This is a genomic window from Terrilactibacillus tamarindi (assembly GCF_009718825.1).
GTDB lineage: Bacteria > Bacillota > Bacilli > Bacillales > Sporolactobacillaceae > Terrilactibacillus > Terrilactibacillus tamarindi.
In genome coordinates this window covers 23,658-35,577 of record NZ_WNHB01000008.1, presented here as the reverse complement: position 1 = coordinate 35,577, position 11,920 = coordinate 23,658, and the positions used below count along the sequence as shown (strand labels likewise).

Sequence of the window (11,920 nt, the reverse complement as noted above, 5' to 3'; positions counted from 1 at the left end):
CATCTCCTTATATCCTTCTCTTATTTTATCAAAGAATGATCAATTCGACTTCCTTTAATAATGGATACACACGTTTCCAACAGTAATATCACAATTTTCAAAATAAAACTTGCCTGTTGGCAAGTTTTATACAATATCTAAATTTTTATGAGTTGCATTCAAAAATTATACTTATACGCTTACCCGAATCGCCCTGAGATGTAATCTTCTGTTCTTTTCTCGGCAGGATGAGTAAACATTTGGTCTGTATTACCGTATTCAATCAGTTCACCTTGGTAGAAGAAGGCTGTTTTATCTGCAATACGTGCCGCTTGCTGCATATTATGAGTCACAATAATAATCGTGTATTCCTCTTTTAGCTTAAGCAATAATTCTTCAATTTTACTACTTGATATAGGATCTAATGCACTGGATGGTTCATCTAATAAAAGGACTTTTGGTTTTAATGCAAGGGCTCTTGCTATACATAAACGTTGTTGTTGACCGCCTGATAACGAAAGCGCCGATTTATCTAATCGATCCTTGACTTCATCCCATAATGCCGCTTTACGAAGACAATCCTCCGCTATGTCTTTCAATTTCTTTTTATCACGGATTCCAGAGAATTTTAATGAAAGGACAAGATTTTCATAAATCGATTTTGGGAAAGGATTGGGTCTTTGAAAGACCATTCCAATTTCCTTTCTCAATTGAACAACATCCACTTTTGGCGTAAGAAGGTTGATTCCACCATATAGAATTTCACCTTCACTTCGTGCTCCATGAATCAAGTCATTCATCCGATTGATGGTTCTTAGAAAAGTGGACTTTCCACATCCAGAAGGGCCAATCAGGGCTGTAATGGATTTTTCTTCAATAGGCATCGTGATATGTTTAACCGCATGATGCTCACCATAGTAAATATTGAGGTCTTTGACTTCAAGAACCGGAGATGCTTTTTTCATATTTTGATGAGACTCCTCTACATTTTGCTTAACATATACTTGATTCATCGCGATTCCTCCTTATGCTTTCCCTGTTAATTTTCGGTCAATGAATTTACCAACCATTCGTGCGAATAAATTAAATCCTAGTACACAGAGTACGAGTACGGCAGATGATCCATTGGCAATGGTTTGAATATCAGGCGTAATTCCCGCCGTGTTTACTTGCCAAATATGAACGGATAAAGTTTCCGCTGATCGAAATGGATTTAAAGGTGATGTCATACTCATTGGATTCCAGTTAGAAAAATCAAGGTTTGGCGTTGATAATCCAGCTGTAAATAAAAGGGCTGCTGATTCACCAAAAACACGTCCAGCAGATAAAATAATACCTGTTAAGATACCAGGAAACGCGGCTGGTACGACAATTGTTTTTATCGTGTGCCACTGAGTGACTCCTAAGGCTAGACCACCTTCTCTAAGTTCTCTTGGAACGGATTGCAGGGCATCCTCCGTCACCCTTACGATGACAGGTAAGTTAAATACGGTTAGCGCGAGTGCACCTGACAAAATCGAATATTGCCAGCCAAAATAATTAACAAAGATAAGAAGACCAAACATCCCAACGACAATAGACGGTAAAGAAGCGAGAACTTCAACACATGAACGGATAAATTGCGTCAATTTATTTGGTTTAGCATATTCTGATAGATAGATTCCGCCGCACAATCCTAATGGGACTGTAAATAGCATGGTCGCAAAAAGAATATAGAATGAGTTCCAAAGTTGATTTTTAATTCCACCTCCAGCTTGAAATGAGCTAGAGTCTTTTGTTAAAAAGGATAGCGATATAGCTGATAAACCATGGTATAAAATGTAGCCTAATAATGCAGCGAGTGTTGCAGTCATCACGAGAGCACATAAGACAATGACTGTGAGTGCAATTCGATTGGTAATTTTGCTCGTCATGAGATCTGCCCCCTTCTAGAAATAAAACGAATGAGTAAGATAAAACCATAGGAAATAATAAGCAAGACCAAGCCTAATGACCAAAGGACGTCATTTAGGACGCTGCCTGTCGTTGAATGGCCCATACTTAGGGTGATGATCGTTGTTAATGTAGCTGACGGATCTGATATCGCATTAGGTAAATTACGAGCATTTCCGATGACCATTTGAACGGCTAGTGCTTCACCAAAAGCCCTTGCCATACCTAGAACAATGGCTGTCAACAACGTCGACTTTGCAGCAGGGATAACAACACGATAAATCGTTTGCCATTTTGTTGCTCCTAGTGCATAAGAAGCTTGACGCAGATCATGACTAACAGCTCGCACAGCATCGGCTGAAATACTCGTTATCGTAGGCAAGATCATGACCCCAACAACAAGTGCTCCTGAAAGTAAACTGAATCCACTTCCACCAACATGCGTCCGCATAAAAGGAACAATAACAGATAAGCCAATAAATCCATATACAACCGATGGGATACCAACCAGAATTTCGATCACCGGTTGCAATACTTTTTGACCCCATTTTGGAGCTAACTCGGTCATGAATAACGCACTGCCGATAGCGAAAGGAGCTGCGAGTATCGCTGCTAAAATAGTGACTGTCAAGGAACCAAAAATAAACGGCAATGCACCATAAGAAGGATTTTCAGCCCGGTCAGGATACCATTCTGTTCCCGTTATAAAGTCAATCACATTAATATGATCGACCACAAATGAACGTAAACCCTGAACCGTTAAGAACAATGTGATGGCGATGACACTTAAGATAACAACTATTGCACTACCATAGATCCATATCTTTCCACGCCATTCGCTGTTTCTATTAAAAATCGACGTCCATTTCTTTTTATTTTGTATTAATGATCGTCCTTCATTATTTGGACTAGGTTGCATCTGAATAACGACAGATTTATTTTCCATTTTCACACCCCTTTTACCCTAAATATTTCATATATCACAGAGACGAAACATTTAAATCATGGAGACTAACATTCCCTCAAGATGGTAGCCTACAGGTTCATCCATCACAACACAGGACGTTTCCCCCACCCTGACTTTTTATATTTTATAAGTACCTGAGTGAGGGAGTTATGTCCATTCTCAGGAAAAAGACCAATCCCCTATGCGAGGAATTTTGGTCTTTAACCGTTGGGCGAAGACATATGCCGATTATTTATTTGTTAGTTTACCTTCAGCATCGCGTTCAACTTGCATTTTAGTGACACTGAGGTATCCTTGTGCAGGAACGATATTTGATTGTACTGGATCTGCCATCATATAATCGATGAAGGCTTTAACTACAGGTTTTGGATCACCTTTTGTGTACATATGTTCATAGGCCCAAACTGGAAACTTGCCGCTAGCCACGTTATCTTCGGTCGCATCCGTTCCATCAATGGCGAGTTTAACGACAGAATCATCGTTGAAATAGGATAGAGCAAGATAACCGATAGCGCCTGGTGTTTCATTCACAATCTTCTTAACTGTATTGGAAGAGTCTTGGGTAATTCCTTCAGCTGGAGTTTGTTTATCTAATGCAAATTCGTCAAAAGTCGCTCTCGTACCAGATCCATCAGGACGATTCACAAGCGTAATTTTCACATCTTTCCCACCAACTTCAGACCAATTCTTTACTTTTCCTGTAAACACTTTAATCAAATCTTCTTTTGACAGTTTCTTAATTCCTGCGTCTTTATTTACAGCAGCAGTCATACCAACGACAGCTACTTTATAATCTTTTAATTGACTTGCATCAATATTACTTTTACTTTCGGCAAAGACATCAGACATACCAATGTCAAAGTTTCCGTTAGACACTTCACTTAGTCCAGCACCACTTCCGCCGCCTTGAACTTCAATTTGAACTTGAGGATGTTCCTTCATAAACTCCGCAGCAGCTGCAGCAGCTAATGGTTGCAAGGCCGTTGATCCGCCTATCACGATTTTACCGGATAACTCTTCTTTCTTCGTATCCGTGTTAGTTTGACCTGGTGATGTATCTTTCGATCCACAAGCGGTTAAGATTAAAGATAATACGAGAATGGCTGTTAATGCGATCCACTTTTTCTGTTTCATTAAGAATGTCCCCTTTTCTCTGTGTGTTATTTATTATTTGATATCTTATACTCTTACTATAAAGGGGAATCGTTAATGGCGTTTGAATGGCGTGTAAATGTTTTGTAAAGATCTTAGTTCTTGTGAGAAAAATGATGTGATTAGTAGTTAGTACTAGCTTACCGTTTAATCTCTTATGGATGTTTTGTTGGTCCATAATCCGCCATAACAAAAAAAGGATAGTGACATTAAAGACATAAGCCTTTAATCACTATCCTTTTCAATCGATTATTTTAGCTTTATAATGACACGTTTTTTTACAGATGTTTAATCAACGCATCGGCAAAGGCTGAACAACTTACTTCCTGTGCGTCATCCATAATTTGAGCAAAGTCAATGGTGACGACTTTTGATAAAATTGTTTTCTCTATGGCCTTCGTAATTTTTTCTGCAGCTTCATGCCATTGAAGCTGTTCTAACATCATGACACCTGAAAGTAATAATGATGAAGGATTGGCTTTATTTTGGCCTGCTAGATTAGGAGCTGTGCCATGTGTCGCTTCAAAAATAGCATGTCCTGTTTCAAAGTTAATATTGGCCCCTGGAGATATGCCGATTCCGCCAACTTGAGCAGCTAAAGCATCTGAAATATAATCCCCATTTAAGTTCAATGTCGCGACAACATCGTAAGCTTCCGGTTGTATCAGGATTTGTTGCAAGAAATTATCTGCAATAACATCTTTAACAATTAATTTACCTTGTGATTCTGCTTCCCGCAAAGCCTGACTTGCTTTATCTGTACCTGCCTCTTTTGCAATCGCATCGTACTGTCTCATCGTGAAAACTTTGTCACCAAATTGATTTTCGGCAACATCGTATCCCCATGTTTTAAAGGCGCCCTCTGTAAATTTCATAATATTCCCTTTATGTACCAGGGTCACACTCTTTCTATTTTCTAAAAGAGCATAGTCAATCGCTGCTCGGACAAGCCTAGATGTTCCTTCTTCGGAAACAGGTTTCACCCCAATCCCTGATGTTTCTGGAAAACGTATTTTCGATATTTGCAAATCATTTTGCAAAAATGAAATCAATCGTTTAACTTCTTCGGAGTCCTTTGGAAATTCAATCCCTGCATAAATATCTTCCGTATTTTCTCTAAAGATCACCATGTTAACTTTCTCAGGTGCTTTGACCGGTGATGGCACGCCTTTAAAGTAACGTACTGGGCGAAGACAGGTAAATAAATCGAGCTCTTGACGGAGAGCCACATTTAATGACCGTATCCCGCCACCAATAGGTGTCGCAAGAGGGCCTTTAATCGCCACTAAGTAATCTCGTACGGCATCTAACGTTTCCTTTGGCAACCATTCACCTGTTTTATCAAAAGCCTTTTGACCCGCGTAGACTTCTTTCCAGATAATTTTCTTTTCACCGTGATAGACTTTTTCAATGGCTGCATCGATTACGCGTGATGCCGCAGCCCAAACATCAGACCCTACTCCATCTCCTTCGATAAAAGGAATAATAGGAAACTTGGGAACCTGAAGTTCCCCATTTTTAAACTGAATGTGTTCACCGTTTGTCATGTATACGTCATTCTCCTTCCATGGATAGCCTATAGCATAAAAAAATCTACTAAAAATGAAATCTATTGATTACGATTACTTTAAACCGTTTATTTAAATGATATCAACCTTGTTTCTCTCTTCAATAGGAATGTACGGCATTGATTCTGGACCAATGTATAAGGCACGCGGTCTAATTAACCGGTTATCGTTATATTGTTCAAAAATATGAGCAATCCACCCTGCCGTTCGACTCACAGCAAAAATGGGTGTAAATAATTCATTTTCTATCCCTAAACAGTGATAGACACTTGCTGAATAAAAATCGACATTAGGAAGGAGTCCTTTTCTCTCACGTAGAATATCTGCTAATTTAATAGAGATGTCATACCATTTAGGTTCATTTTTTAATCGAGTTAATTGATAAGACATATCTTTCAAGTGCTTTGCACGTGGATCTCCATTTTTATAAACACGGTGGCCAAAGCCCATTATTTTTCTTTTTTCTTTTAATGCCTGATCAACATACGCTTCAACGCGATCAACTGAACCGATTTCTTCTAACATTTTCATGACACGTCCATTAGCACCGCCATGTAATGAACCTTTTAATGCCCCGATAGCTGCCGTAATTCCAGAATAAACATCCGATAATGTTGCCACGCACACTCTAGCAGTAAAAGTAGAGGCATTTAATTCATGATCAGCATGAAGAACCAAAGCTCTGTTAAAGGCATTCTCTTCAATCTCAGATGGTAATTCCCCGTTTAACATATATAAAAAGTTGGCTGCAAAACTTAAATCATGACGTGGTGGTATAGGTTCTTTTCCTTGCCTTACTCTCCCTAAACCAGCGACAATAGTTGAAATTTTGGCCTGTAATCTGAGAGCCTTAGCTTTATTTGCTGTTTCATTCATTTCATCCTCGTGGGCATCAAATATACCAAGTGTTGATACGGCACTCCGTAAAACAGACATCGGATGGGTATGTTCGATTGGGTAAGCTTTCAATTGTCGAAACATCTCAGAAGGAACATCTACGTGGTCATTTAATTCTTGTTTTAAAGCCATTAATTCATCTTTTAAAGGTAATCGACCATACCAAAGTAAATAGATAATTTCTTCAAATGTCGAACATTCAGCTAATTCATCAATATTATAACCTCTATATCTTAATACACCATCATTAATTGAGCAAATACTTGATTTAGTAGCTACGACGCCTTCTAATCCTCTTGTTTTCATCATCATCTTCAACTCCCTGCTTTCATTAGTTTTATGTTCCATTGCTTGTGAAAACAGTTAAATAATAACGCTATGATACAGAACCTGGTTTTTTTTAACTTGTATTGTTATCACCATTATGTGTAGTGTGCTTTCACAAACCACAGAAATGAATAATTAAGGATCCGTTAACCTCCATCTACATTCATTGATATGGAGTCTTACGGAGCGGATAAAAAAAGTAAGGTATTGCTTATTACATAGAGTACTCAATTTCATTACATGGAGTATATTAATTAATTATAAACGTTAAAATTGGATTTGTGAAACTTTTTCGAAAACATTTTATTGATACATAAAATCAAGAATTATAGAAAACGTTTATTTTACAAGAAAGTAGGTATATTTTATCTTTTTTAAACTACATTTTAGATAAGCGTACCTATATGAATGGACTCGTGATTTCATTTTTCATTTTGGTTTGGCTTGAAGGAGGGGAAGCATGCATTCAAACAAGATAAATCCATTGATCAAGTTTGCAGCTATAGGAATGCGGGCCCTTTTTATTTTAATTATATTCATATGTATTGGTTTACTTTTCTTAATCTTTACTAAATTCGCCTATCCATTTATTATCGCTTTTGTATTATCATTTTTGTTGAATCCAATGGTGTCTTTTTTTGAGAGGAAGGTGAGATGCCCTAGAGGATTAGCTACATTAATGGTTCTTATTATAATGTTCGGAGTCATGACTTGCCTTATCATATTGCTTGCTTTTCAAGTGATGAGTGGTCTAACGTATTTAAATCATATGCTGCCCTTACATATAAAACTATTAATTCAATCGATACAAGATCTTTTCTTCTTACATATACTACCTATTTGGGAAAGAACAACACACTACTATCAGGCACTGTCTCAATCACAACAATTGGCAATTGAACATAATATTCAACTTATTAGTCAAAAAAGTGCCATAACCATTGCGGATATAGGGTCCAAGTTAATCAACGGTTTAGGGCACTTTATCATTTCTTTGCCGAGTATATTAGCAACGGCGATTATTATTTTTCTTGCTACTTTTTTCATATCAAAAGATTGGAATCGATTTGCACGTTATGTACACGTCATTACGACACCTAAAATTGATCACCATATCATTAAAATATATGCGGAGCTAAAAGACGCTCTGGTCGGTTTTATAAGAGCCCAATGTATCCTTATATCAATTACAGCTGTCATTGTCTTTATTGGTCTTTTTGCTCTTCATGTCGAACATGCCTTTTCGATTTCCTTAATGATTGGGCTAATCGATCTGATCCCTTATTTAGGGACTAGTTTTATTTTCATACCTTGGATCTTATATTGTTTCTTAATGGGAAACTATTCATTAAGTATCGGACTGTGTCTCTTGTTTGCCATTGTGATTATTCAAAGACAGTTAATGGAACCAAAAGTGATATCAGATGCCATTGGGATAGATCCACTTGCAACCTTAATCTCACTTTTTATCGGCTTTCAGCTTTTCGGCTTTCTTGGGCTTATTCTAGGCCCTGTAACGGTGGTTATTGTTAAAGCACTTATTACGACGCATGTGGTGAGAGACATTTGGAATTATATTATTGGCTATCAAGATGATCCTTATAAATAACATCGCTCTCTAATAACGTCGATAGAAGGTAAAACGTTCACGAAGCCACCTTGCTAATTTTCGCTTTATGACCGCTCGAGATGGGGGAACTAACATAAGGAACGCAAGAATATCGGATAAAAACCCCGGTATAATTAACAAAAGACCCCCGAGAATAATAAATAGACTATCGAATAAAGAATCATTTGGAACCCGTCGTTCATGAATTTCCCGTTGAAAGGAGCGAAAAACTTGTGTTCCTTTACGTTTAATGAGCCAGATGCCCGACAGAAAAGAAGTAACGAGTAATAGCAAAGTAGATAAAAAACCAATGGCATGGCTAATGAATATAACCAGAATGATATCACAAATAGGCAAGAGAAAAAGAAGCAGGAGCCATTTTTTTAGCGTCATCATATTAATCCTTCATCATCTGTAGTAGTTGCTCATGCAATTCAGGTGAGCTTTTCTTTAATGCTATTGGTTTAAGATTCTTGTCAGTCCAACAATGAGAAGTTGAACCATGTACAAGTACGGTTTCATCTTCCTTTCGATAGGCAACATATTCAAAAGTCATTCGAACACCGTTGTACTCCTTGATCTTGGTTTCTATGATGACTTGGTCATCATATTTTGCTGGAGAGCGGTAGTGACAGTCAACGTGTAACACGGGAAGCATAAAACCCATGGCTTCGAGATTTTTATATGTTTGTCCAATTAAATGAATGAAATCACATCTTGCAACTTCAAAGTAATTAATGTAATTGCTATGGTGAACAATACCCATTTGATCTGTTTCATTATATCTGACCGTGATTTCCGTTTTTGATGAAGACATGGCAAACACCATCCAATAAAAAAATTTAAGGGAAGATGCAAAAAGCATCCTCCCTTAACTATAGCATGAGTCCCCAAAAATGTTAAAGATCTGGGATCATACGCCTATTGACTTTCTGAATTAGCTGTTGCTTCCAACTACGTGCACTTGCATTAAGTTCGTTGTACCTGGTTTTGATACTGGTACACCAGCTGAAATGACGATAACGTCTCCTTCTTTCACTAAACCAGATTCAAGCGCTTTTTTCTCAGCAATTCGAAGCATATCGTCTGTTGTTTCAGTTGGTTCAGACAATACTGGTAATACACCGAAAGCAAGAGAAAGTTTTTTAGCAACGTGTTCATCGCTCGTTACGGCAATAATTGGTGCTTCAGGACGATATCTTGAAACAACACGAGCTGTATGTCCACTAACTGTCGATGTAACGATCGCTGCTACTTTAAGGTTTAAAGCAGTATGGGCAACAGCTTGACCAATAGCATCAGTGACTGTTGTATCACTTTCTTTACTTAAACGATTAAGCATTGCAGCGTAGTCGAGACCAGTTTCTGTTTTTTCAGCAATATTTTTCATTGTTGTAACAGCTTCTACAGGCCAGTCACCGGCAGCCGTTTCACCAGAAAGCATAATAGCATCTGTACCATCAAAGATCGCATTGGCTACGTCACTTGCTTCGGCACGAGTTGGACGAGGATTGCGTTGCATAGAATCCAACATTTGAGTTGCTGTAATAACTGGTTTTCCTAAAGTATTACATTTTTTGATCATTTCTTTTTGAACCAATGGTACATCTTCTGGTGGAATTTCAACACCAAGATCACCACGAGCTACCATTAAGCCGTCAGATACTTCAAGAATAGCGTCGAGGTTATCTACACCTTCTTGGTTTTCAATTTTAGGCAAGATATGGATGTGTTCAGCATTTTGCTCTTTAAGGAGATTACGAATATCTAGAACGTCTGAAGGACGACGTACGAAAGAAGCAGCGATAAATTCAATGCCTTCGCCGATACCGAAAATAATATCATTTGCATCTTTTTCAGTAATACCTGGGAGATTTACGCTAACGTTAGGAACGTTAACCCCTTTTTTACTTTTAAGAATTCCTGTATTTAATACAGTTGTATAGATTTCAGAGTCACTTTTACCTGTAACTTCTAGTTCAACAAGACCATCATCTAAAAGAATTTTTGATCCTACATTGACATCATTAACAAGGTCTGTGTATGTAACAGAGAATTTTTCTTTTGTTCCTAACACAGGTTCCATTGATACAGTCACGTTTGTTCCTTTTTCAAGAAGAACTTCTTTTGTAGCCATATCACCTGTACGGATTTCTGGGCCTTTTGTATCGAGTAGTAAAGCGACGTCTTTACCAGTGATTTTTATGGCTTCACGGATATTTTCAATTCTTGCACGGTGTTCGTCATGGTCACCATGGGAGAAATTTAAACGTGCTACGTTCATTCCTGCATTAATTAATTCGACAAGTTTATCTACGCTTTCACTAGCTGGTCCAATCGTACAAACTATTTTTGTTTTTTTCATATCATAAAACCTCCGTTAATTATATAGATAATTCTTTTGCTAGAGAGATCATATCTTTGCAGATCTCATGTTTTTTGGTTAGTACATCAAGTATATCATGGTGTACAATTTTGTTTTCTTGAATACCAACCATACGTCCTTGTTGGCCTTCAATTAATAATTCTACTGCTTTTGCGCCTAATCGGCTTGCAAGCACTCGGTCTAATGCTGTAGGTGATCCACCACGTTGAATATGACCAAGTACCGTCACTCGTGTATCAATGTCTGTCTTTTCTTTGATAGCAGCGGCAACATCACTAGCTGTACCAACGCCTTCTGCAACAATGATGATACTGTGTTCTTTACCACGTTGTTTGCCTTGTTCAATACGGTTGACAACATCATCAATGGTACTTGTGTCTTCTGGAATAAGAATGCTCTCTGCACCGTCAGCCACACCTGACCATAATGCGATATCTCCAGCATTTCTTCCCATAACTTCGATAATAAATTGACGTTCATGCGACGTCGCCGTATCACGAATTTTATCAATGGCATCAATAACCGTATTAAGTGCGGTATCAAAACCTATGGTCCAATCTGTTCCTGGAATATCGTTATCAATCGTTCCTGGAACGCCGATCGTAGGGAAACCAAGTTCTGTTAATTTAACTGCGCCTTGGAAAGAACCATCTCCACCAATGACCACAAGACCTTCTATTCCAAACTTTTCAAGTTGTTTGATCGCTATAGCTCGGCCTTCTTCAGTTTTAAATTCTTCACAACGAGCAGTATAAAGAATCGTACCTCCGCGGTGTATGATATCCCCAACTGAACCAACTTCAAGTTTTTCGATGTGGCCGTCAATAAGACCTTTATACCCTTGATAAATACCATATACTTCTAGACCGTGAAAAATAGCTTTTCTTACAACTGCTCGAACAGCTGCGTTCATTCCAGGTGAATCGCCGCCACTTGTTAATACACCGATTTTTTTCATTTTTATCACCCCAGGAGTTATTATAATCATCACTGCTATTTGAGATGCCCCGAAAATCAAAGCATATGATATTGACAGAATACCCCATGTTTTTACTAGTCCATTCTATCATTCCCAAAATTAAAGCTAAACAATCTAGATTTTT

Annotated in this window: 10 protein-coding genes and 1 pseudogene; 1 reads left to right on the top strand and 10 read right to left on the bottom strand. The window is 38.0% G+C overall.

Features of this window, described 5'->3' with window-relative positions:
• Positions 1-179 precede the first annotated feature (179 nt).
• The 6 genes from pstB to citZ form a co-directional block, all read right to left on the bottom strand.
• Positions 180-992: a phosphate ABC transporter ATP-binding protein PstB gene (pstB, locus tag GMB86_RS06565; RefSeq protein WP_155217931.1), complete on the bottom strand. Its 813-nt coding sequence runs from the start codon at positions 990-992 to the stop codon at positions 180-182.
• A gap of 12 nt (positions 993-1,004) precedes the next feature.
• Positions 1,005-1,892, bottom strand: coding sequence for a phosphate ABC transporter permease PstA (gene pstA / locus GMB86_RS06560; protein WP_155217929.1), 888 nt, complete (start codon positions 1,890-1,892; stop codon positions 1,005-1,007).
• Complete coding sequence (gene pstC, locus GMB86_RS06555) at positions 1,889-2,857, bottom strand: phosphate ABC transporter permease subunit PstC (RefSeq protein ID WP_230459022.1); 969 nt, start codon at positions 2,855-2,857, stop codon at positions 1,889-1,891. The genes pstA and pstC overlap by 4 nt, the downstream gene beginning before the upstream one ends.
• Positions 2,858-3,106: 249 nt before the next feature.
• Positions 3,107-4,012, bottom strand: a complete 906-nt coding sequence (locus tag GMB86_RS06550) for a phosphate ABC transporter substrate-binding protein (RefSeq protein ID WP_155217927.1) — start codon at positions 4,010-4,012, stop codon at positions 3,107-3,109.
• 296 nt (positions 4,013-4,308) lie between these two features.
• Positions 4,309-5,577 (bottom strand): NADP-dependent isocitrate dehydrogenase, encoded by a 1,269-nt coding sequence (gene icd, locus GMB86_RS06545; RefSeq protein ID WP_155217925.1) that lies wholly within the window; start codon positions 5,575-5,577, stop codon positions 4,309-4,311.
• A 93-nt stretch (positions 5,578-5,670) separates the two neighbouring features.
• Entirely contained in the window at positions 5,671-6,804 is a 1,134-nt protein-coding gene (citZ, locus tag GMB86_RS06540; RefSeq protein ID WP_155217923.1) for a citrate synthase, read from the bottom strand.
• Positions 6,805-7,282: 478 nt separating this feature from the next.
• Here citZ and ytvI point away from each other — a divergent pair, with 478 nt between their 5' ends.
• Positions 7,283-8,431 carry a sporulation integral membrane protein YtvI gene (ytvI, locus tag GMB86_RS06535; RefSeq protein ID WP_155217922.1) on the top strand — a complete coding sequence of 383 codons (1,149 nt, stop codon included), beginning with the start codon at positions 7,283-7,285 and terminating at the stop codon, positions 8,429-8,431.
• A gap of 9 nt (positions 8,432-8,440) precedes the next feature.
• Here the strand turns inward: ytvI and GMB86_RS06530 are convergent, their stop codons facing one another.
• The 4 genes and pseudogenes from GMB86_RS06530 to pfkA form a co-directional block, all read right to left on the bottom strand.
• The gene (locus GMB86_RS06530; RefSeq protein WP_196220140.1) at positions 8,441-8,824 is read right to left on the bottom strand and encodes an FxsA family protein; all 384 of its coding nucleotides are present in this window, start codon (positions 8,822-8,824) and stop codon (positions 8,441-8,443) included.
• A gap of 4 nt (positions 8,825-8,828) precedes the next feature.
• Positions 8,829-9,248, bottom strand: coding sequence for an acyl-CoA thioesterase (locus GMB86_RS06525; RefSeq protein ID WP_155217918.1), 420 nt, complete (start codon positions 9,246-9,248; stop codon positions 8,829-8,831).
• Positions 9,249-9,380: 132 nt separating this feature from the next.
• Positions 9,381-10,796: pseudogene (gene pyk, locus GMB86_RS06520) on the bottom strand (pyruvate kinase); the annotation flags it as partial.
• 19 nt (positions 10,797-10,815) lie between these two features.
• Complete coding sequence (gene pfkA, locus GMB86_RS06515; protein ID WP_155217914.1) at positions 10,816-11,775, bottom strand: 6-phosphofructokinase; 960 nt, start codon at positions 11,773-11,775, stop codon at positions 10,816-10,818.
• Between the last annotated feature and the right edge of the window lie 145 nt (positions 11,776-11,920).